The organism is Paraburkholderia sp. SSBN10T (genome assembly GCF_056619545.1).
Map to the genome: position 1 here is coordinate 93,101 of NZ_JBWQQI010000026.1, position 20,440 is coordinate 113,540.

Annotated in this window: 26 protein-coding genes, 2 tRNA genes and 2 pseudogenes; 16 read left to right on the forward strand and 14 right to left on the reverse strand. The window is 62.5% G+C overall.

Annotated features, from left to right (window positions below):
- Positions 1-8: 8 nt before the first annotated feature.
- Positions 9-758 (reverse strand): leucyl/phenylalanyl-tRNA--protein transferase, encoded by a 750-nt coding sequence (gene aat, locus AC1ECK_RS30655; RefSeq protein ID WP_480325993.1) that lies wholly within the window; start codon positions 756-758, stop codon positions 9-11.
- Positions 759-769: 11 nt separating this feature from the next.
- Positions 770-1,315 carry an NUDIX hydrolase gene (locus AC1ECK_RS30660; protein ID WP_480325994.1) on the reverse strand — a complete coding sequence of 182 codons (546 nt, stop codon included), beginning with the start codon at positions 1,313-1,315 and terminating at the stop codon, positions 770-772.
- Positions 1,316-1,513: 198 nt separating this feature from the next.
- Here AC1ECK_RS30660 and AC1ECK_RS30665 point away from each other — a divergent pair, with 198 nt between their 5' ends.
- Together AC1ECK_RS30665 and AC1ECK_RS30670 are read left to right on the forward strand one after the other, a co-directional pair.
- A complete protein-coding gene (locus AC1ECK_RS30665; protein ID WP_480325996.1) occupies positions 1,514-1,714 on the forward strand; it encodes a hypothetical protein in 201 nt (66 codons plus the stop codon).
- Positions 1,715-1,732: 18 nt separating this feature from the next.
- Entirely contained in the window at positions 1,733-2,056 is a 324-nt protein-coding gene (locus AC1ECK_RS30670) for a hypothetical protein (protein WP_480325998.1), read from the forward strand.
- Positions 2,057-2,201: 145 nt separating this feature from the next.
- Here the strand turns inward: AC1ECK_RS30670 and AC1ECK_RS30675 are convergent.
- The 5 genes and pseudogenes from AC1ECK_RS30675 to AC1ECK_RS30695 form a co-directional block, all read right to left on the reverse strand.
- Positions 2,202-2,490, reverse strand: a pseudogene (locus AC1ECK_RS30675) (recombinase family protein); the annotation flags it as partial.
- A gap of 39 nt (positions 2,491-2,529) precedes the next feature.
- The gene (locus AC1ECK_RS30680; protein ID WP_480326000.1) at positions 2,530-3,315 is read right to left on the reverse strand and encodes a carbonic anhydrase; all 786 of its coding nucleotides are present in this window, start codon (positions 3,313-3,315) and stop codon (positions 2,530-2,532) included.
- A gap of 234 nt (positions 3,316-3,549) precedes the next feature.
- The gene (locus tag AC1ECK_RS30685; protein WP_480326002.1) at positions 3,550-3,789 is read right to left on the reverse strand and encodes a transposase; all 240 of its coding nucleotides are present in this window, start codon (positions 3,787-3,789) and stop codon (positions 3,550-3,552) included.
- A gap of 264 nt (positions 3,790-4,053) precedes the next feature.
- Positions 4,054-4,225 (reverse strand): annotated as a pseudogene (locus tag AC1ECK_RS30690) (IS5/IS1182 family transposase); the annotation flags it as partial.
- A gap of 309 nt (positions 4,226-4,534) precedes the next feature.
- Positions 4,535-4,611, reverse strand: a tRNA-Met gene (locus AC1ECK_RS30695).
- A 304-nt stretch (positions 4,612-4,915) separates the two neighbouring features.
- On the opposite strand from AC1ECK_RS30695, the gene AC1ECK_RS30700 reads away from it, so the two are divergent.
- On the forward strand, positions 4,916-5,413 hold the full coding sequence (locus AC1ECK_RS30700) for a heme-degrading domain-containing protein (RefSeq protein WP_480326004.1): 498 nt from the start codon (positions 4,916-4,918) through the stop codon (positions 5,411-5,413).
- A gap of 10 nt (positions 5,414-5,423) precedes the next feature.
- Complete coding sequence (locus tag AC1ECK_RS30705; protein ID WP_480326046.1) at positions 5,424-5,756, forward strand: DMT family transporter; 333 nt, start codon at positions 5,424-5,426, stop codon at positions 5,754-5,756.
- A gap of 11 nt (positions 5,757-5,767) precedes the next feature.
- On the opposite strand, the gene AC1ECK_RS30710 is transcribed toward AC1ECK_RS30705, so the two are convergent.
- Entirely contained in the window at positions 5,768-6,103 is a 336-nt protein-coding gene (locus AC1ECK_RS30710; protein WP_480326048.1) for a hypothetical protein, read from the reverse strand.
- A gap of 495 nt (positions 6,104-6,598) precedes the next feature.
- On the opposite strand from AC1ECK_RS30710, the gene AC1ECK_RS30715 reads away from it, so the two are divergent.
- A complete protein-coding gene (locus AC1ECK_RS30715; protein ID WP_480326006.1) occupies positions 6,599-6,901 on the forward strand; it encodes a DUF1488 family protein in 303 nt (100 codons plus the stop codon).
- Positions 6,902-6,946: 45 nt separating this feature from the next.
- Here AC1ECK_RS30715 and AC1ECK_RS30720 read toward each other — a convergent pair whose 3' ends face one another.
- Positions 6,947-7,915 (reverse strand): NAD-dependent epimerase/dehydratase family protein, encoded by a 969-nt coding sequence (locus AC1ECK_RS30720; protein WP_480326008.1) that lies wholly within the window; start codon positions 7,913-7,915, stop codon positions 6,947-6,949.
- Between the two features lie 131 nt (positions 7,916-8,046).
- Here AC1ECK_RS30720 and AC1ECK_RS30725 point away from each other — a divergent pair, with 131 nt between their 5' ends.
- The gene (locus tag AC1ECK_RS30725; RefSeq protein WP_480326010.1) at positions 8,047-8,847 is read left to right on the forward strand and encodes a TetR/AcrR family transcriptional regulator; all 801 of its coding nucleotides are present in this window, start codon (positions 8,047-8,049) and stop codon (positions 8,845-8,847) included.
- A gap of 41 nt (positions 8,848-8,888) precedes the next feature.
- Complete coding sequence (locus AC1ECK_RS30730) at positions 8,889-10,022, forward strand: enoyl-CoA hydratase/isomerase family protein (protein WP_480326012.1); 1,134 nt, start codon at positions 8,889-8,891, stop codon at positions 10,020-10,022.
- Positions 10,023-10,054: 32 nt separating this feature from the next.
- Here AC1ECK_RS30730 and AC1ECK_RS30735 read toward each other — a convergent pair whose 3' ends face one another.
- Complete coding sequence (locus AC1ECK_RS30735) at positions 10,055-10,480, reverse strand: hypothetical protein (protein WP_480326015.1); 426 nt, start codon at positions 10,478-10,480, stop codon at positions 10,055-10,057.
- A 513-nt stretch (positions 10,481-10,993) separates the two neighbouring features.
- On the opposite strand from AC1ECK_RS30735, the gene ssuD reads away from it, so the two are divergent.
- The 4 genes from ssuD (at position 10,994) to AC1ECK_RS30755 (ending at position 14,356) form a co-directional block, all read left to right on the forward strand.
- A complete protein-coding gene (ssuD, locus tag AC1ECK_RS30740; protein WP_480326017.1) occupies positions 10,994-12,151 on the forward strand; it encodes an FMNH2-dependent alkanesulfonate monooxygenase in 1,158 nt (385 codons plus the stop codon).
- Between the two features lie 106 nt (positions 12,152-12,257).
- Positions 12,258-13,064 carry an aliphatic sulfonate ABC transporter permease SsuC gene (ssuC, locus tag AC1ECK_RS30745; protein ID WP_480326019.1) on the forward strand — a complete coding sequence of 269 codons (807 nt, stop codon included), beginning with the start codon at positions 12,258-12,260 and terminating at the stop codon, positions 13,062-13,064.
- Positions 13,061-14,107, forward strand: coding sequence for an ATP-binding cassette domain-containing protein (locus tag AC1ECK_RS30750; protein WP_480326021.1), 1,047 nt, complete (start codon positions 13,061-13,063; stop codon positions 14,105-14,107). The genes ssuC and AC1ECK_RS30750 overlap by 4 nt, the downstream gene beginning before the upstream one ends.
- A gap of 33 nt (positions 14,108-14,140) precedes the next feature.
- Entirely contained in the window at positions 14,141-14,356 is a 216-nt protein-coding gene (locus tag AC1ECK_RS30755; RefSeq protein WP_115782798.1) for a TOBE domain-containing protein, read from the forward strand.
- A 29-nt stretch (positions 14,357-14,385) separates the two neighbouring features.
- Here the strand turns inward: AC1ECK_RS30755 and AC1ECK_RS30760 are convergent, their stop codons facing one another.
- A complete protein-coding gene (locus AC1ECK_RS30760; RefSeq protein WP_480326023.1) occupies positions 14,386-14,703 on the reverse strand; it encodes a hypothetical protein in 318 nt (105 codons plus the stop codon).
- A 335-nt stretch (positions 14,704-15,038) separates the two neighbouring features.
- Positions 15,039-16,562: a sulfotransferase family protein gene (locus tag AC1ECK_RS30765; protein ID WP_480326025.1), complete on the reverse strand. Its 1,524-nt coding sequence runs from the start codon at positions 16,560-16,562 to the stop codon at positions 15,039-15,041.
- A gap of 59 nt (positions 16,563-16,621) precedes the next feature.
- On the opposite strand from AC1ECK_RS30765, the gene AC1ECK_RS30770 reads away from it, so the two are divergent.
- Both AC1ECK_RS30770 and AC1ECK_RS30775 read left to right on the forward strand, forming a co-directional pair.
- Positions 16,622-16,855: a hypothetical protein gene (locus AC1ECK_RS30770; RefSeq protein ID WP_480326027.1), complete on the forward strand. Its 234-nt coding sequence runs from the start codon at positions 16,622-16,624 to the stop codon at positions 16,853-16,855.
- Positions 16,856-16,898: 43 nt separating this feature from the next.
- On the forward strand, positions 16,899-17,096 hold the full coding sequence (locus AC1ECK_RS30775; RefSeq protein ID WP_480326029.1) for a hypothetical protein: 198 nt from the start codon (positions 16,899-16,901) through the stop codon (positions 17,094-17,096).
- A 139-nt stretch (positions 17,097-17,235) separates the two neighbouring features.
- On the opposite strand, the gene AC1ECK_RS30780 is transcribed toward AC1ECK_RS30775, so the two are convergent.
- Positions 17,236-17,502: a hypothetical protein gene (locus AC1ECK_RS30780; RefSeq protein ID WP_480326031.1), complete on the reverse strand. Its 267-nt coding sequence runs from the start codon at positions 17,500-17,502 to the stop codon at positions 17,236-17,238.
- A gap of 356 nt (positions 17,503-17,858) precedes the next feature.
- Here AC1ECK_RS30780 and dusA point away from each other — a divergent pair, with 356 nt between their 5' ends.
- The 3 genes from dusA (at position 17,859) to AC1ECK_RS30795 (ending at position 19,986) form a co-directional block, all read left to right on the forward strand.
- The gene (dusA, locus tag AC1ECK_RS30785) at positions 17,859-18,860 is read left to right on the forward strand and encodes a tRNA dihydrouridine(20/20a) synthase DusA (protein WP_480326033.1); all 1,002 of its coding nucleotides are present in this window, start codon (positions 17,859-17,861) and stop codon (positions 18,858-18,860) included.
- 92 nt (positions 18,861-18,952) lie between these two features.
- Positions 18,953-19,028: transfer RNA gene (locus AC1ECK_RS30790), tRNA-His, on the forward strand.
- Positions 19,029-19,335: 307 nt separating this feature from the next.
- Positions 19,336-19,986 (forward strand): trimeric intracellular cation channel family protein, encoded by a 651-nt coding sequence (locus AC1ECK_RS30795; RefSeq protein WP_480326035.1) that lies wholly within the window; start codon positions 19,336-19,338, stop codon positions 19,984-19,986.
- 51 nt (positions 19,987-20,037) lie between these two features.
- On the opposite strand, the gene AC1ECK_RS30800 is transcribed toward AC1ECK_RS30795, so the two are convergent.
- The coding region (locus AC1ECK_RS30800; RefSeq protein ID WP_480326037.1) for an ATP-binding cassette domain-containing protein at positions 20,038-20,440 on the reverse strand (403 nt) is incomplete at its 5' end.

Genomic DNA, 20,440 nt, shown 5'->3' on the forward strand with positions numbered 1-20,440 from the left:
CTTGTGTGTCACGAACCCGCCACGCCGGATTTCGACAGGAGCTCCTCCAGCGCGGTCTTGTCGAAGCACCAGGGGATGGGCTCAGCATCGACCGTCGAGCGGACATGCGCAATGAACGTCTTGCGCGCGATCTCGCGGCCGCCCAGCGAAGCCAGATGCGAGGTGTTCTGCTGGCAGTCGATCAGTTCTATCCCGTGACGCCGCAAGTGTCCGACGAGCGCGGCGAGCGCCATTTTCGACGCATCGGATACCTCGGCAAACATCGATTCGCCGAAGAACATCCGCCCGAACGACACACCGTACAGGCCGCCCACGCGCTCTCCCTCGAACCACGTTTCAATGCTGTGCGCATCGCCCGTGCGATGCAGCGACGAATAGGCTTCCACGACGTCGGCGGTAATCCACGTGCCGCGCTGGCCGCGGCGCGGCGCCTGGGCGCAGGCGCGCATCACGGCCGCGAAATCGTGGTCGACGCGGATTTCCCATGCGTCCTCGCGCAGCACTTTCTTCAAGGTCTTGCGCAGCGAGGGTGAAACCTTGAATTCCGCCGGACGCAGGATCATGCGTGGATCGGGGCTCCACCAGAGCACCGGCTGACCGTCCGAATACCACGGGAAGATGCCGCGCCGGTAGGCGTCGATCAGGCGCGACGGCAGCAGGTCCGCGCTGGCGGCGAGCAGGCCCGGTGCGCCGCTCGCCGCGCCGAGCGCGCGCTCGACGGCAGGGAACGGATCGTCGGGTCCGAGCCAGGGAACCATGCGTGTGCCGTTCAGCCTTCGCGCAGCGAGCGGAAGATGTCGCCGGTGTGCAGGCCGTAGCTACCCGAGCGGCGGTCGGCGAAGAAGAAGCGCAGGGTCTGGCCGACGGTCGGAAAAGCGATGTCGTCCCACGGAATCTCGTGCTCCTCGAACAGCCTCACTTCGAGGCTTTCCTCGCCCGCGTCGAGGTCGAGATCGAGCAGCCGTGCGAGATAAAACAGATGCACCTGATGTACATGTGGCACATTGAGCAGCGAGAACAGGCTCTGCACCTCGACGCGTGCGCCGGCTTCTTCCAAGGTTTCGCGGGACGCCCCTTCGGAGGTGGTCTCGCCCATTTCCATGAAACCCGCGGGCAGGGTCCAGTAGCCGTAGCGCGGTTCGATCGCGCGGCGGCATAGCAGCACCTTGTCGTCCCAGACCGGGATGGTGCCGACCACATTGCGCGGATTCTGATAGTGCACGGTACCGCAACTGGCGCAGACGAAGCGCTCGCGATTGTCGCCCGGCGGAATGCTCAGGCTGACCGGGTGACCGCAGACAGAACAGAATTTCATAGGAAGGGGACGAAGAATGGTGATAGGAGTTTATCACCAGGGCGAGCTTTCCAGACGGCGGCCTGTGCGGCAGAGCGGAGCCGCAGCGCAGGGAGGGGGTGAAAACCTGGCCGAACGGCTAATTCGACGGAAGCGCTTAGCAACGTCATGACAATTGCGTTAGGATTGCTACTCGGTTAGCCCGCCCGGATTGGGGCATTGGAAAAACTGTGGGAGCAAGACGTCATGCGCAAGAAAAACATCTTCTACCGGCTTCGGATTATCACCAACTGTGCAGCGGTCGGTGCACTCACGGCCAGCATTTTCTTCGGCTGGATTGACCGGTCAGTCGACCTGCATACGGTGGGCGCCGTGATCGGCGCAGGTGCTGCGTCGCTTAAAGTATTTGACATCATCTGAACGCGCCTTTTTATTGGCATGTTTCTGTTCGGACTACAGATTGATGGAAATTGGGTTGATGACTTTTCCTACTTGATTGCAGTGGCGTGGTCGTGGGCTCGCTATGTCAAACGCTTGCGCACGCCGGTGCGAGGCTCGGCAAAGGGAGTGCATCCCGTGCGGGCCTTTTTCTGCAAAGCTACTGCAGCGGATTTTTCCTGCGGCATTTGCATTTTTCCACTGTGCGGGCTGGCAGTGTCGGTGTTCTCGGATCAGTTGCTGCACGCGCTGCTCTCGGGTAACCGCCTGATTCTGAGTGCGGCAGGCGTGACGGCGCTGTTCGCGATGGTGGAGGATTTTTAGCGCGCTACGCAGGACGAGAGCGTGGATAAGAACGACGTTAGTTTCGGCCCGGCTCTGCACAATCAATCTCAAGATGCGCACGAGCAGCGCATTCATGCGCGCTCAGGGCTTTATCGAATGGGATTCGGCGATGGGCATACGCGCGGATCGTCTGGCGACGTGTGCCGTATTCCTTCGCAATGGAGGCAACGCTCACGCTTTCGCTGAGTTTTTTCAGCACCTCCGCCCGGTGCCGCTCGGACAATGCGAACGGTCGCCCCATTGCTTTACCTTCGGCCTTCGCGCGTGCAATGCCGGCATTCGTACGCTCGAGTCGTAGATCGCGTTCAAACTCTGCAACGGCGTTTAACACCTGCATCGTCATTCGGACCAGCGGCGCTTGTCAGATCGACGCCGCCTGGCGCCAGACAATGAACCCGCACGCCAGCCCCTGCAGTACCGCCGACGCTGCAGTGCGACCGAAAACGTCAACATCAGTCCGCGTAACTCAGGAGCGGTCGCCCGTTCAGTGGTTGCTGATCCCGTGCATTGTGCGCGTACAGACGTTTGAACGCCGCGATGTCGGAGCTTGATAGATCGACCGGACGGCTCAGGACGTACCATTCGACGTTCTCGGAGAGCGGTGGAGTCGTGAGCGAACCGAGGTAGTGGTAATAGGGTTTGCTGTTGGCGGGCAGAAGCGCCGCCGCATTGAATGAGGCAAGCGGCGTCGTGACGTGGCGTTTCGCTGCGCGGATAATGGCTGCGAACTGTTCATTCTCTGCTCCTTCCTTGTACAGCACCGCTACCACCGCCAGTCGTCCGTCCTGAGCCTTGAAGACGAAGTGTCCCTCGACCGGATAGTGTTTTCCGTCAATGGTATGTTCGGCTGGTGCATGAAAGTGTGCCTGGATAAGCGCAAAGTGGCGGCCCCGGATCGTTGCACTGCTGTTCTCCGGTATGACCTGAACGGTATGGCCGTTATCGACGACGCTCGCACCCTCGCTGGTGGTGTGCATGGTGATCGCATCGTTTTCGTCCGATGGCTGATCGGCGGAAACGACGTCGCGGAGGCGAATGTCGATTGGCGATTGGGAATCGCCTGCCTCGACATGCCAGCTTTTCTGTTGATCATAGGTGAAGTCATGAGCGTTATTCTGCGTGTCGGTATTGGTTTCTTGCAGAGCGTATGCACGCGTGCCAGTCATCAACATCGGCAGCGTAATGCTGGCCAGGACCAGCGCCAGTCTGAATCCGCGCGGTTTCTGTTTTGCTTTCAAGTTTTTCTGCCTCTTTGTAGTTGTGAAAATGTGGATCCGGCCATGCCAGTGTGTCGAATAGTGAGCGAGGGCGTTGGACGAGCAACGCTCTTCACGTCGCCGGCAAAGTTACTTTGGTTACGTTGGGTTGGTGAATAGGAATAGTTCGAAATTTTGCGGCATCGCGACTGTGATGGCAGGGCAATCGCATGAAGCTCGCAAGCGGACCAACGTGGCGCGATATGAATCATTGGCTCAGGCCTTGAGTCGGCGGCTCTTCAGTCCGACCTTTGCGGAGATATCGCGTTTGAGCAGATTCATGGCGATACGGCGCAGGATCGCGAAGTTCTGGGCAGCGTTCTGAACCCGAATGCGACACAGGTCCTCGCCGAAGGCCATATCGAGTACCCAGTACATGCTGTTCTCAACGCGCCAGCGAGAACGTACTGCACGAGCGATCCGGCATGCGTTGGCGGGCAGCAGCGAGCAGGACATCCTGATCGGGCATTTTCAGGCAACCGCGCAGCGCTTCGCGGGAACGGAAGGATCAGTTCTCGTGCTTCATGACACGAGCGCATTTTCTCGTACGTAGCTACACCAACAGATTAGCCGGTGACGGGGAACATACTGTGGCCGATGAAATGTCGGAGGTGCGATTGAAGGGAGTGCATCGGATCGAATTTCGCGACTCAAAAGGCCGCCCTCACCAGGCGCTTCTGGAGATCAGATATCGGCGCCTCACGATCTGGCTGCCTGTCGCAAAGCAACGGCACTATACGAGGGTCGTCCCGTTGCTGCGGGAGCGATTCCGTCAAAGCCGAGATCACGACGATCAAGCTCATCGACAAAGACGTCGACTACGCGCACTGGATTGTCGTCGAGATACTCGGGCAGCATGCTTACGGTCTTCGCCTTCGACGAATCGCTTCATGTGCCCGCCCGACCTAAATGCGTTAATTCAGTTGAGGCGATCAGCGCACGTTTTCACACAAGCTGGGTCGATCTGAGCCGATCAGCATAGGGCGCGGACGCCCAGCTTAGAGAACAACGAGAGATCGCAGTCGTATTGGCTCGCCGGTGGGGCGGGTCCGCGCAAAGCGAGCGGACAACAAAAAACCCGCACAGGGCGGGTTCTATGACGACGAAATCTTTTTGCAGAAAATTCTGCCAGATTTTCCTTAACGGTAAAATGGAGACGACATCCACAAAGACACAAAACGGCTGAAAGCCTTGCTGCTTTTGGTTGCGGGGGTAGGATTTGAACCTACGACCTTCGGGTTATGAGCCCGACGAGCTGCCAGACTGCTCCACCCCGCGTCCGTCGAAGAAAAGATTATAGGACACCCGGCCGGCTCGTGCAATACCTTTTTAAGAACAGACTTCAATATGCGGGCGAGGGCATTTCATTCGCCGTCTGTCGCGTTGCCTGCGCGCCGGTATTGATGGCCGTGGTTCGGCCGGTGTCTCTTCAGGGTCTGTGTGCGCACTGTGGCAAGATCGCGGAGGCGTTGCGTTGACGCTGCGCTAGAATCCGCTATCCATCTGCGCCGCCACTCAAGTGATATGCGTTGAGATCCGGCGAGTTGCGCAGGCGCATCCTTCTCTTGTTCTTCTCCCGCCCATGGACATCGCTCACGATTTGCAGTCGGTTCTTGCTCAGGAAAACACGCTCGTGTTCCCTCATTTCGACGCCGACCGTGCGTGGCAGGTCGGCGTCGATCTGCACGCGCTTGGCAAGGCGCGCGGCCTCGCCCTTGCTATCGACGTGCGCACCTTCGGTCAGCCGCTGTTCTTTAGCATGCTCGCCGGCGCGACGCCTGATAACGCTGACTGGGCGCGCCGCAAGGGGAATGTGGTCGCGCATTTCCGGCGCAGCTCTTATGCAATCGGTTTGCGCATGCAACAGGCGGGCAGCACGCTCGCCGAAAAGCATGGCTTGCCGCTCAACGAATATGCCTCGCACGGCGGCGCGTTTCCGCTGACGGTCGCAGGCGCCGGCGTGATTGGTTCGATCACGGTGTCCGGCTTGCCGCAGCGAGCCGATCACGAACTGGTCGTCGAGGCGTTGTGTGCGCACCTCGGTCACGACTACAGCAAGCTCGCGCTTGCAAAGGCCTGAACCTATGCGCGTGCCTCCTTTTGCGCTGCTCGCCATCGCCATCGTCGCCGAGGTGATTGCCACCTCGGCGCTGCGCGCGTCGGAGGGCTTCTCCCGCATGTTGCCCGGCGTGGTCGTGGTGCTGGGCTATGGCGTCGCGTTCTATTGTCTTTCTCTCACGCTCAAGAGCATCCCGGTCGGCATCGTCTATGCAGTCTGGTCCGGCGCCGGCATCGTCCTGATTACGCTCGTGGCGCTCGTGCTGTACCGGCAAGTGCCCGATTGGCCCGCCATCGTCGGGCTGGGCCTCATCGTCTCCGGTGTGGTCGTGCTGAACCTGTTCTCGAAGATGCAGGCGCATTGACACGTCGCGCTTTATTTGCAGCGGATGATCATCGAGCGGTTTTTTACGTTCGCTGAAACCACGTTGGTCACACCGCCGCCGGCCGCACCGCCTTGATCGTTGTCCTTCGAGATGATGTCGTAGCCGGTGGCGCCGCATGCATGTCCCGCCTGGACGTAGCACGATGCCCAGCTCGAGCCGGCGTCCGCGCCGCTGCAGTTCACCGCGAAACCGGTTTCGCCGTTCGGCAGGTTGATCAGCGAAGTCGTATTCGCAGACGCACACCCATGCAGGCCCGCCGCGAGCAATGCTGCCACGGGTAAGGCGCCGATGCGCCCGCGTGCCCGCATCAGATCGCCCGGCGCCATGGTGGCGGTGCGTCGGCTGAGTGGACGCAGGCGCCACGTAAATCGCTTCAGCTTCATGACGTGTCCTCTTTGAACGGATGGCGAAAGCGACGCGAGGCAGCCATCGTTGCGACCTCCACGACTCGAGGCGTGGCGGCCCGGGTCATGCAGCTCAATCGGGCACCGGGCTCATTTTGATCTCCACCAGGCCTGTGTTGGCCCACGCACGGAACGTGCCCGTAGCGTGGTGCGACCGGCTCACGTGCGGTATCCGACCGCGTTACCGCGCAGGTCGGCTCGCGGAATTGATCGCCTCCACGAGCGACTTAGACCTCTCAGGCACACTCGAACGGCATCTCGATACGCCATGCCGGCCAGCGCTCCGGGTTGCCACGTCTCGTTGCCGAGGGTGGACCGCAGTCCATTTGGGCGGGTACCATATTCGCGATATCCGAATCGCGCCGCTGCTTCGGCCTGGCGCCTGACTTCCCGACGGATTCTTCTGATGAGGCGACCATGGAAATTCGGTTTCCCGCGGACGCACCCGCTTACCGCGACTTCAATCTGACTGTCGTGTTCCGCGCGCTGGTCGATGGCGAAGCCGTGCCATGCGCGATCTCGGTCGAAGCGCTTGAAGACCATTTCGGCGCGAGCTCCGAAGATCGCGAAGGCTGGATGCGCGCATTCGATGCGGGGCGCGGACGCATCGAAGCGGTGGCGCGCGAGCATTTACAGATCAGCAACGGCACGCCCGTGCTGCTGAAGAGCGGACACTTTCCGCCGGGTAACGTGGCAGACGTGCAAGGGGCGGCACCGTAAGCAGCGACACCCGAGAGGCGCGCACTCGCACGACGCGCTGCCGCATCAGGCGGCCACGCTCAACGCATCTTTGGCGGCTTCGAACGCGAGGCGAATCCCTTCCTCATACGGGGTCTTCCTGATGGGCCCGATCAACCCTTGCAGCGCGCTATCGTCGAGCACGACCGGCTCGCTCATCAGGTAATTCATCTCGACCATTTCCCGCAGGATCGGATTGAACAAGCCGAACATGCGCAGCATCGGCTTGCCGGCGACCATCAGTTTCGGTTCGCGCCCGGCCAGTGCGTACGCCTGGGTGGCCACCTCGCGTTGGGTGATCGTACCGGCGCCCGCAAGGTGCAGCCAGCGACCGTACGCCTGCGGCGTGCGAGTCAGCGTTTCCACCACCGGGCCGACATCCGGCACGAATACGAATTCATGCGGCACGTCGATTGGGCCGACCATCTGGGCGCGCGTGCCACGCGCGGCGCCCTCGAACACTCCGTTCAGAAAGCTGCGTTCGATGCGCGGGCCGTAGAAGTCGGGCAGGCGCAGCACGAGCGTGGAGAGTCCATCGCGGCCGTGCGCATCGAGCACCAGATTTTCCTGAGCGAGGCGCATGCGGCCCTTGGAGGTATGCGGTTCTCGCGGATGAGTTTCCGTGACCGGATTGCTGCGTGCACGGCCGTAGGGATAAACGGTGCCGATCAGGATCAGTTGTTCGACGCCGGCCGCACGTAAGCCGGCAAGCGTTTTTTCCATCAGCGGCGGATGCGTCTCGAACTGGTTATAGGGGACGCCAACCAGATAGATGGCCGTCTGCAGGCCTTGCGCCGCTGCTGCAATCGAGGCCGGTTCGTCGGGGTTCCAGGTGGCGATTTCCGCGTGCGGGTCCTGGCCGAAGGCTGCCTGCAGCGCACCGTGCGAGCGCCCGATGACCCGGTAGTCGCGGTCGGCGGCCCTGAGCGCGGCCGCAATGCTTTGTCCGATCGCCCCGGCGGCGCCAAACAGCCCGATTTTTCCTGCCTTCTCCATGACAACTCCTTGAAAAACTGACCGATCGGTAGATGTGGGTCAGTAGCTAAACGAATGTTTATAAACACCGTTCAGTAAACGGTGTTCAGTTTAATTTGACTTTTCAGTTTGTCAACCGGAAAATGCGGCGCATGGGAATAACCGAACGTAAGACTCGCCAGAAGCAGGCGCTGCGCGAACGTATCCTCGAGGCGGCGCGGCGCATCGTGATTCGCGAAGGCTTCGCTGCGCTATCGATGCGCAAGATCGCCGACGCCATCGAATATTCGCCGGCCACGTTGTACCTGCACTTCGAGAGCCGCGACGAGATTGCCCGCGCGCTGTGCGCGCAGGGTTACGAGCAGTTGCTTGCCAGCTTCGCGCCGCTCGCGCAGATCGCCGATCCGGCCGAGCGGCTCAAGGGGCTGGCTCACGCCTATGTGGCCTTTGGGGTTGCGCATCCGCAGACCTACCGGTTGATCTTTATGGAAGATCCGACCTACCTGAGCGCGGCGCTCGGTGGCGGGGGGCATGGGGAGAAGCGCTCGGGCAAGCAGCCCGACAACCTGGACGGGGCCGCCGCCAAGGAGCCCGCTGACGAGGCCGGCGCGCAGCTCGTCAACCCCGCGGCGGGCGACGCATCCAGTGATGCGGCAACGCGTCTGATGGTAGACGCGCTCGAAGAACTGAGGGCGGCGGGGCGCCTGCCGGCGTCGGCGGATGCTGCGGTCTGGGCGCAGGCCTTGTGGGCGACGATGCACGGCATCGTCGCGCTGACTTTGACCTGTCCGGTGTTTCCGACAGCACCGCTCGACAGTGTCATCGACGCCGCGCTGCAAGCCTGGTTCGGCGCGCGCGAGCCGGCTGCAGATGTCTCTGCCGGCACCGCCGCAACTACGCCTCCCGCGCGTGCGCGCCGCTCGTCTGCGAAGCCGAAGGTTGCCGGGGCGTGATAACGTTCACCCCTCGAACCGATCCCGCCTCTTCAACTGCCATGCATACTTCTGAAGCATCCGCTGTCAGCGACGAAGTCACCACCTACATTGCCAATCGCATCGGTTTTATCGAACTGGAGCGTCCGAAAGCATTGAACGCGCTGTCGACCGGCATGATCCGCGCGATGCATGCCGCGCTCGAGGCCTGGCGCGAAGATCCCGACGTACTCGCGGTGGTGGTGCGCACCGCGCATTCGCGCGCGTTCTGCGCGGGCGGCGATGTCCGCTTCCTGTACGAGACGGTTCAGCGCGGCGACGCGGCGGCGCGCGACGCATTCTTTACTGAGGAATACCGTCTCAATCACGCCATCTTCACTTATCCGAAACCTTACATTGCCTTGACGAACGGCGTCGTGATGGGCGGCGGCATGGGGATTTCGCAAGGCGCGCATCGAACGGGCGGCTTGCGCGTGGTCACCGGCTCGACCCGTATGGCGATGCCGGAAACGCGCATCGGGCTTTTTCCCGATGTCGGCGTGGGCTGGTTTCTCGCGCGCACGCCAGGCGCCCTCGGCCGCTATCTGGCTGTAACCGGCGAGACGATCGGCCCGGCTGACGCGCTGTACGCGGGACTGGCCGACGTCTATATCGACGATGAGGCGCTGCCCGCGCTCGTCGACACCCTGCGTAGCGAGCTGTTCGAGCGCGGCGCGGACGTGGTGGCATGCGTGGAGCGCGAAACGGCTGCCTGCAAGGTCGCGCCGACGCCCGATACCTCGACGCTGGCGGGCACGCGCCCGTTCATCGACAAGCATTTTGCGCTGCCGGACATGGCGCGGATTCTGGCTTCGCTGGAAGCGGAAAAAGCCGGCTGTGAGGCCGCCGAATGGGCCGAGCAGGCGATTGGCGTGCTGCGCGAGCGCTCGCCGTTGTCGATGGCCGTTTCACTGGAGGTCGTGACGCGCGCGGAGGGTGCGATGGCCGATTGTCTGCGCCGCGATCTGGATCTGACCCGCACGACCTTCGCGCATGGTGACGTGATCGAAGGGATCCGCGCCCGCATCATCGACAAGGACAATGTTCCGCGCTGGCGCTTCGCCCGCATTGAAGACATTAGCGCTGACGACGTCGCGCGGATGTTCGAAAGTCCGTGGTCGGCGGCGGAGCATCCGCTAGCCGATCTGCAGGGCTGAAGGACCCAGGCGCCGAAGTAGCGCTCGCCCCCTCAAGCCTCGTCTTCAGACGCCATAAACGCGCGCATGAAGACGAGCGCGCCCCATCCCCACATGGCATTGGCCGCGAAACCCATCGCGAGGCGCGGCAGCATGTTGCCGCTCGGCCAGATGCCGCGCAGCGGGTCGACCACGAACACGCTCGCTGCGGTCAGCGCGATGCCACCGAATACGAACGCCTGGATCCACGGGGCACGGCGCTCGGGCGCCACGCGCAAGAGCCACGCCATCAGCACGGCCCACACGGCGCTCCAGATCGCATTCGCAATGAACTCGGGCAGCCCGAGCGGCTGGAACGGCGCGGTCGAGAAGCCGGCCGGATCGATCAGTCCGGCAGCGTGCAGCAACGCGAGTGTCGATTCGTGAAAGAACAATGAGGCCAGAAAACCGGACACGAACGGCAGGATGATTTTTTGCATACGGTGCGGCGCCAAGGGCTCGGACGGCTTAAGAGATGCGCAATGCGGCCCGGGCCGGATTATCGAAAGACGCGTCATTATATAGACGGTCTGTCTGAGCCGAGGCAACCCGGCGTATGCTGCAGCGTCGGGCTAATCACGAAAGTGGAAAACCTAAGTTAAAAAAAATCGTTCAAAAGCCCGCTGCCGATCCATAGACTGCTTCTTCATGTAGACGGCATTGCCGCCGTCGCCCACTTACCGCGCGTCGCGAGGCGCACGTTTCGCCAAGGGAAGCAGTCGCGATGTCCTGTCTGAAGCAGAACGCCATCCTCTCCGCTGCGGCGCCCCTGCGCTGCCGGCTCTGCCGCTAGCCCGCTGCGCGCGGGGCGCTCGCGGCTTGCGGTCCGCAAAACTTGCTGTCCCGATCTGTCGTTCGGCGTTTGCCTCACGGCCTGATGAAACTCGCCCTCTGAGCGTGCCGACCCGTTTGCCCCGTCAATCCATCCAGTCTCGAACAAGCAGGAGCAGTCAATGAATGTGTTCTGGTTCATCCCGACTCACGGCGACAGCCGCTACCTCGGTACGTCCCAAGGCGCACGCGCAGCCGATTACGACTATTTCCAGCAGATCGCCGTCGCAGCCGATACGCTCGGCTACGAGGGCGTGCTGCTGCCCACCGGCCGTTCATGCGAAGACGCCTGGGTGGTCGCCTCGAGCCTGATTGCCGCGACGCGGCGCCTGAAGTTCCTCGTCGCGATTCGCCCAGGCATCACTTCGCCGGGACTCGCGGCGCGCATGGCCTCGACCTTCGACCGGCTCTCGGGCGGGCGTCTGCTCATCAACGTCGTGACCGGCGGCGATGCGGCCGAGCTGGAAGGCGACGGCGTGTTCGTCGATCACGACACCCGCTATGAGATTACCGACGAGTTCCTGCATATCTGGCGCAAGACGCTCACCGCGGCGCACACCAACGATACGGTCGACTTCGAGGGCAAGCATCTGAGTTCGAAGGGCGGCAAGCTGCTGTATCCGCCGGTGCAGGATCCGCATCCGCCGCTGTGGTTCGGCGGCTCGTCGCCGGCCGCGCACGAGATGGCCGGCGAGCATATCGACACCTATCTGACCTGGGGCGAACCGCCCGAAGCGGTCGCGAAGAAGATCGCCGACATCCGCTCCCGTGCCGAAGCGCATGGCCGCAAGATCAAGTTCGGGATTCGCTTCCACGTCATCGTGCGCGAGACCGAAGAGGAAGCATGGGCCGCCGCCGACAAGCTGATCAGCAAGCTCGACGACGACACCATCGCCCGCGCGCAGGCATCGTTCGCCAGGATGGATTCGGAAGGGCAGCGCCGCATGGCCGCCCTGCACGGCGGCAAGCGCGGCGGCCGCCAGGACCTCGAAGTCTATCCGAACGTATGGGCCGGAGTGGGGCTCGTGCGCGGCGGAGCGGGGACGGCACTGGTCGGCAGTCCTGAGCAGGTGGCCGCGCGCATGAAAGAGTACGCGGAGCTGGGGATCGAGACCTTCATCCTGTCCGGCTACCCGCACCTGGAGGAGTCGTACCGCTTCGCCGAACTGGTGTTTCCGCTGTTGCCGAACCGCCGGCGCACGAGCGCGAGCGGACCGCTCTCCGGGCCGTTCGGCGAGATCGTCGGCAACAACTATTTGCCGAAGGTCAGCGCAAGCTGACGGCGGCCGGGCGTGCCGGAACGTCTACAGGCTGCGCTTCGAAGCGCCGGCCGACCGCTCCCGGCGCCCGCAGCCCCTGTTTGAACACGAAGTGGAGTAAGCGATCATGGCTCAATCCAATGCAACTGAAAGCACGTGGCGGCGCTTCGGCGCGCATCTTGCGCCGTGGATCGCGCCGCTGGCGATCCTGCTCGCGTGGGAGTTTGCCGCGCGCAGCGGCCTGCTCTCGACGCGCGTGTTGCCCGAACCCCTCGCGGTGGTGAAGGCCGCGTGGTCTCTGATCCAGTCGGGCGAAATGTGGGCGGACGTGAAGGTCAGCACATGGCGTGCCGTCTCGGGCTTCGCAGTAGGCGGCGGCATCGGCCTCGCACTCGGGCTGGCGACGGGCCTCTTCAGACCGATCGAAGTGGCGCTCGATTCGACCGTGCAGATGGTCCGCAATATTCCGGCGCTGGCGATGATCCCGCTCGTGATCCTGTGGTTCGGGATCGAGGAGCAGGCGAAGGTGTTTCTCGTCGCGCTCGGGGTGTTCTTTCCCATCTATGTGAATACCTTCCACGGCATCCGCTCGGTGGATGCGAACCTGATCGAAATGGCGCGCAGCTACGGCGTGAAGGGTGTGCGTCTGTACTGGGACGTGATCCTGCCCGGCGCGCTGCCGTCGATTCTGGTGGGCGTGCGTTTTGCGTTCGGCCTGATGTGGGTCACGCTGATCGTCGCGGAAACGATCTCCGCGCAATCGGGCATCGGCTATATGACGATGAACGCCCGCGAATTCCTGCAAACCGATGTGGTGGTGGTCGGCATCCTGCTGTACGCCGCCTTGGGCAAGCTGGCCGATGTGCTGGCGAAGACGCTCGAGCGCGTCACGCTGCGCTGGCATCCGGCGTATCAACGAGGAGCGAAAGCATGAGTGCCACGACATTTTCGACGAGCTTCGGCGGCATTGCGGGCGCCGATCTCGAAGCGGAGCTGGCACAGGCGCGCACCCTTGATCGCGACGCGGAGGAAGCCGCAGAAGGCGGGGCCGACGGGCGCCCGACGCACGCTTTCGGGCGCGACGCCGGCTCGTTTCATGGCGACGCGGCTGCGCATGAGCCGGGCGCCGCGGCACCCGCTGCCGCTTCCGGAGCGCTGGCGCGGCAAGCGTCGCGCGACGCCGACCACGCGGTGGAGTTGCGCGGCGTCGGCAAGCAGTACGGCAAGCGTACGGTGCTGAACGATTTCAATCTGTCGATCGGGCGCGGCAGTTTTGTGGCGATCGTCGGCCGCAGCGGCTGCGGCAAGTCCACCTTGCTAAGGCTCGTCGCCGGCCTCGAGAAGCCGAGTGCCGGCGTGCTCGAGAAGCGCACCGAGGATGGCCGGCCGCTCGACACCCGCATCATGTTTCAGGACGCGCGACTGTTGCCGTGGAAGAGCGTGCTACAGAACGTGATGCTCGGTCTGGGCCGCGGCGCACGCGAAGACGCGCGTGCAGTGCTCGCGGAAGTCGGTCTGCTCGAGCGCGCCAACGACTGGCCGGCCCAGTTGTCCGGCGGCCAGCGTCAGCGGGTGGCGCTCGCGCGGGCGCTGGTGCACCGGCCGCAGTTGCTGCTGCTCGATGAGCCGCTCGGGGCGCTCGACGCGCTCACCCGCATCGAGATGCACGCGCTAATCGAGCGCCTGTGGCGCGAGCATCGCTTTACCGCGTTGCTCGTCACGCACGACGTGCATGAGGCCGTGGCGTTGGGCGACCGGATTCTGCTGATCGAAGAAGGGCGCATTGCGCTCGATCAGCCCGTGCCGCTCGAGCGGCCTCGCGCACGAGCCTCGGCGGGTTTTGCCGCGCTTGAAGAACATGTGCTGCAGCGGGTATTGAAGACCTCGCCGAACGACGACGTACTACTGCCCCACACAGTAGATTCCGCTTACGACGACCGCCCCGTGCGGCCGACCGAAATCCGTTGGGCTATCTGAGCGTTTTTTATCGATCTACTGGAGTCACTCGATATGAGCATTTCCGCAATCAACGTACGTAATCAGTTCAAAGGCAAGGTGAAGGAAATCATCCGCGGGTCGGTGGTGTCCGAAGTCGATGTCGAGACGCCGTTCGGCATCGTGACCTCCGTCATCACCACCCGTTCGGTCGACGAGCTCGACCTGAAGGTTGGCTCGGAAGTGGTGGCGCTGGTGAAGTCGACGGAGGTGTCGATCGCGCGCCTGTGAAGGCGCGCAGCGCGTGCCGTTGAGCCGTCTTAACGGCCGCCGCCCTTCGGACACGGAAACGCCGCCTGAAGCGAGCGCAGGATGGCGAGACCGACCGGGAAGTCATCGGACAGCCCCGGGTGATTGGTGAAAAACTCGTCGAGCATCGGGTACACCGTCTGCGGGCCGATGGGCAGCTTTTCCGGCGGGCAGAAGAGCGGCGCGCGCTTTTTCGAAATCAGATCGCCGTTGGCCCATCCCAGTTCGTTCAGTGCGCCTGTGATGTAGGCCGCGTACACCGAATTGTTGTCGACATGCGCCCACTGCTTGTATTGCTCGGCCGTCATTTCGGCACTCGCGTCGAGCATGAAAGATGCTGTAAGCAAGCCCAGCGCGAGTGTTCGTATTCTTAACCGCATTGTTGCGTCCTCATACCCTAACGTTTAACCGGCTATTGTAGGTCAGGCGGCAGCTCTGCCGCGGCTGCGATAAAAAAAGGCCCACCAGGGGAAGTGGGCCACAAGAGTGTGAGAGACAAAATCCTCTCAGGGAAGAGGAGAGACCAGTGTAGGACGCCGCGCGGTAAATTGGGTTTCAGAGATGCTTACATGCCTTACGGCATCTAACGTGGCAGTCGGCGGTGGTGGCCTTCTCATTCGTCGCGTACGGGGCTGCCAGTGACACTCAGGCGCCGCCCGGCCTCTCACAACATCTGCCGCCTCTCGGCGTCGAGCAACGCCGGCCCGAGCCCGTCATACAGCGGCTGAATCAGCTCCGCCGCGGGACGCCAGCGCGCGAGCGAGGTGCGAAACAGCGGCTTGCGTACCTGCGACGCGCTCGCCGTATTGACCTGGCGCTGCGTCTGGTGGAACGCGAGACAACGTTCGTCCCAGTCGAGTCCGCAGTGCGCCAGCATGCGGCGCACGTTCCCCTCGAGGTCATCGACGAGGTCCTCGTACTGCACCTCGAGCATCACCCCCTCAGGCAACACCTGCCGCCAATGCGCCATCAATGCGTCGTAAGCGTGGTAGTAGCGGCCCAGTTCGCCGAGGTCATAGCCAAACGGCACGTCCTGGAAAATCCGCGAGTAAATCGACAGGCAGGTTTCCACCGGCGCACGCCGGCTGTGGATAAAGCGGGCGTTCGGCAACGCAAGATGGATCAGTCCGACGTTGATGAAATTGAACGGGTACTTGTCGGTAATGCGCCGGTAGCTCGATGCATCCGCCACCTCGGCGCGAATGCGCTGCAAGTAGTCGGCGCCGAGCGGCGCCAGTTGCGCCGCGCTCGCCGCGTGCATCGCGTCGAAGTTGAGCTTGTGCTGGTCGGCGTCGCTACGGGCGAGCGCCTGCATCAATGCCTTGCCGAAATCCGGCCGTTCGCCCGCGCCGAATACCTGCGGATGGCTCGCCAGAATCTGTTCGATCAGTGTCGAACCGGAACGCGGCATGCCGACGATAAAAACCGGCGAATCGGCAGGATCTCCCAGACCGCGTTTTGCCCGCAGCACGTCTGCGCCCAGCAGTTGGGGGATATCGTTGAACAGGCCCAGAGTCATTGCTTCGTTGTAGTCGACGCTATGGCGATACATCGTATTGGCTTTCAACAGGTGCTCGAACGAGCGATCGTTCTGCCCCATATCGGCCAACGCATGGCCCATGGCGAAGTGCAACTGGGCCTGATTGTCGGGGCTCAGCGAATCGGCACGCCCGGCCAGTTGTTCCAGCGAGACGAAACACGGATCGTCGGGCGTCATGCGCTTCGACTGCACGAAATTCCGGTAATACACCATGCTCTGCGGCGCAATCTCGATCGCCCGACGATAGGCCGCATGGGCCTCGTCGAACCGCCCCAGCGACTGCAGGCAGTTCGCCATGTTGTTGTAAGAACCATCGACGAGCTTGCCCAACTGGATCGCCTGCTGGTAGCTGAGCACCGCCTCTTCCAGACGGTGCATCTGTTCGAGAACCCAGCCGAGGTTGTGATGGATATCCGCGTTGTTCGGGTCGAGCGCTCGTGCCTGCAGGTAACACTGCAAGGCCTGCGCAAAGCGCTCCATCCTGACGTAGGTCGAACCGAGATTGTTGTACACGCCCGGGTCTGCGGGCCGCTGGACGCGGACTTTTTCATAACAGTCGAGGGCGTTTTCGAACTCGCCGCGTTCGGCGCAGGCGTTGCCCCGGGCGAACCACTCGACTGCCGTCGCCGGCTGTGTATCGTGCGTCATGGACGGCCAGATGTCGTTGCTGGAAACTGGAAGACGCAGTGCGCGATACGCGACTGCTCATGCAGCACGAAACCGTGCGCTTCACGGCCTGCTCATTGGGCGGGAAGTTAGCAGGAACGCGCCATAACTTGATTTCCAAATTTCACGAACTGTTACGTGAAGATAAATCACGTAATGAATCAAGGGCGCGCGAGGGTGGGGCGGTATGCACCTTGAAATATGACGCGGTGGGGACAAATGCCGCACACCGGTTTTTGACGCATCGAAAAGGTAAGCAGTCGCTGCGGCGATGATGGAAAGTGCTAGGATGAATTGAGTACCACGACGGAGACGGCCATGTCGAAGTCACTCAGTCCAGAAGCCATCGAGGCGTTGCGACGGCTCAACGAAGTGGGCGTCGGTCAGCTTGCGCCGCCGCTCTCACCCGCGATCACCGCGGAACTCCTTGGCCAGGGACTCGCCACGGAAGCGGCGAGCGGAGATGTTGAGATCACCTGCAACGGCAGACAGTATTTGTCTGGCGATTGCGATTGATCTGCCGCACCGCGCGGAGGTCCGGGCCGCGCCCATCCCGTACGCCGGACAATGAAAAACGCCAGATGGCGCAGGGCGATGCCTGCACGATCTGGCGTTGTAGCTGGACGCTCGTTGCGAACGTCCGGCTCGGCCCCGATTACTGACCGAAGAAAACCGACTGCGGACCCTTTGCTGCCTGGCGGGCGCCCGATTGCGACGAGTTGGCGTTCACGCCGCCATATGCATTGCCGTTTGCTTCGGCGCGTTCGGCCGCAACCGTCTGCGCGCTCTGGCCTTGTTGCGATGCCGGTGCGCCGACTGCCGGGCGATAGAAAGGTGCCGGACCGTAGCCGCTAGCAAAGGCGGGAGCGGCGAGCGTGGCGGAAGCGGCAACCAGCAAAGCGGCGATAAGCGTGTTCTTCATCATGACTCCAGGATTCGTTTCAGACTTCGGTTCAGGGAGACGTCGCGACATCGGCCGGTCTGGTGTGTCTGCAACGTCGATGAAATAAGTGTATTCCCTTACTATCGATAATTTGTATCGATAATCTGAAATTACTATTCCCACGACCGAAACAATCGGCTCGCGCCTTGTCCGGTGAGGCTGACAACGGGGTCAGGAGCACCCACGCGGGGCGCAGCGCCGATTTTCTTCTGGCCCTTCTTCGAATTGTCACAAGCGTGCACATCCGCCCGCTGGCGGTCCCAAGCCGGCACGGCGGGCCGGGCGCCCGCTTGCGGTAAAATTGCGGTTTGATTCATGCCGCTGGCCGTTCCCATATGTCCCTCGCTCTACCCGCCAATCCCCGTCGCGTTTCGGTCGCTCCGATGATGGACTGGACCGATCGCCACTGCCGTTCGCTGCATCGCATGCTGTCGCGCCACACCTGGCTCTATACGGAGATGGTGACGACCGGCGCGCTGCTGCATGGCGACGTGCCGCGGCACCTGGCGTTTACGCCCGACGAAGCGCCGGTCGCGCTGCAACTGGGCGGCAGCGAACCCGACGACCTCGCACGCTCGGCAAAGCTCGGCGAGCAATGGGGCTACGACGAAATCAACCTGAATTGCGGCTGCCCGTCGGAGCGGGTGCAGCGCGGTGCATTCGGTGCGTGTCTGATGAACGAGCCGCAGCTCGTCGCCGATTGCGTGAAGGCGATGCGCGACGCGGTGTCGGTGCCGGTGACGGTGAAACATCGGATCGGCGTCGACGCGGTGGAAGAATATGGCTACGTGCGCGACTTCGTCGGCACGATCGCGGATGCCGGCTGCGAAGTGTTCATCGTGCACGCGCGCAATGCCATTCTGAAAGGCCTCAGCCCCAAGGAAAACCGCGAGATTCCGCCGCTCAAGTATGACTATGCCTATCAGTTGAAGCGCGATTTCCCGCAGCTCGAGATCATCATCAACGGCGGTATCAAGACGCTCGACGAGGTCGAGATGCATCTGAGGCATGTCGACGGCGTGATGCTCGGCCGCGAGGCTTATCACAACCCGTATGTGCTGGCCGATGTCGATGCGCGCTTCTACGGCTCGACCGAAGCCCCGCTGACACGCGAACAGGCTGAAGCGAAGCTGATCGAATATTGTGCGGCCGAACTCGCGCGCGGCACTTTCCTCGGCGCGATCACGCGCCACGCACTCGGACTCTATCGCGGCGTCGCGGGTGCGCGTGGCTGGCGCCGCGTGCTCTCGGACAACAAGAAACTGGCTGCGCGCGATCTCGCCATTTTCGACGAAGCAAGACAGCATCTGCGCGAGCCGACAGAAATGTTTGAATAAAGGACTAGGCAAACGCAGATCATGTTTGTATAATCTCGCTTCTCGATCGGCAAGCCAGTTCTTGGTGAGCCAAGCAGATAGATGTACCAGTGGTGGCTGTAGCTCAGTTGGTAGAGTCCAGGATTGTGATTCCTGTCGTCGTGGGTTCGAGTCCCATCAGCCACCCCAGTTTTCCTTCCGTTTCGATCTCCCAAGCGCAGTACCTGTTTCCATGTTCCTTTAGTCGGAACGGGAAAGTCAATTTCTGGATTTATATCTCGCTTTAAACCCTCGATGTGTAGTAATCCTGTTCAAGGGCGGTGAGGGTCGCCAGTTTCGATGCCCGAACCAGAACCACTATCCGCTTCATCGTTATACTAGGGGGGCGATAATAGCTGGCCAGTCTGCGATGCCCGCTCCCGCAAAAAACTTCCCCCTTCGACCCGTTTCCGCTATACCTTTCGACAACTCAGACGAGGGGAGAGGTGACGGGCCGATGCCAACATTGTCGATCAGTAAAACAAAGCCGAATGCCGAAGCGCTCATCTGGACGGCCGACATGGCCGGCACATTCGTATTCGCGGTCGAAGGGGCGGTCAGTGCGATGCGCGGCGGCCTCGATCTGCTGGGGGTGATGGTCGTATCGTTCGTGGCTGCGCTGGGCGGCGGCGTGATCCGCGACCTGCTGCTCGGCGCAACGCCGCCGAGCGCGATCCGTGATTGGCGCTATCCGGCCCTGACGTTCGCGGCGGGTCTGCTGACGTTCCTGTTTCATTCGCTCGCCAAGCCGGTGCCTGGGATGCTGGTCACCGTGCTCGATGCTGCGGGCCTTGCGTTATTCGCCGTTGCCGGCGCGGAGAAGGCGCTGCTCTACAAGATTCGCCCGTTTGTCGCGATGCTGATGGGCACCATCACGGGGGTAGGGGGCGGTGTGATCCGCGACATCCTGCTGGCTCGCGTGCCGTTCGTGCTGCGCGCCGACATCTACGCGACGGCAGCCTTCTTCGGGGCGTTGGTGGTGGTCGTGGCACGCCGCGCCGGATTGCCGCCCGGCTTGGCTGCGTTCGTGGGTGGCGTGGCGTGCTTTGCGTTACGCCTGACGGCGGTTGCCCTCGGTTGGCATCTTCCGAAGGCGACAGGCTATTGAGCCGGGCGATGGGGCATACGTGCCGCGCATGTCTGGCCGCATCGGCTTATTTCACTGCCCGCCGGCGCGCCGTTCCACAAACCGGCGCACGTAATCGTCGGCCGGACGCGTGAGGATCTCGTCGGGCGTGCCTTCCTGGACCAGCGTGCCGTCGCGCAGGATGGCGATGCGGTTGCCGATGCGCAGCGCCTCGTCCAGATCGTGCGTGATGAACACGATGGTCTTGTTCAGCGTGGCCTGCAACTGCAGCAATTGGTCCTGCATTTCGGTGCGGATCAGCGGATCGAGCGCGGAGAATGCCTCGTCCATCAGCAGCACGTCGGTGTCGGCGGCCAGCGCCCGGGCGAGGCCCACGCGCTGACGCATGCCGCCGGACAACTCGTCCGGGTAGTGCTCGCCATAGCCGTTCAGTCCCACCTTGCCGAGCCACGTGCGCGCCTTTTCGTGCGCCTGC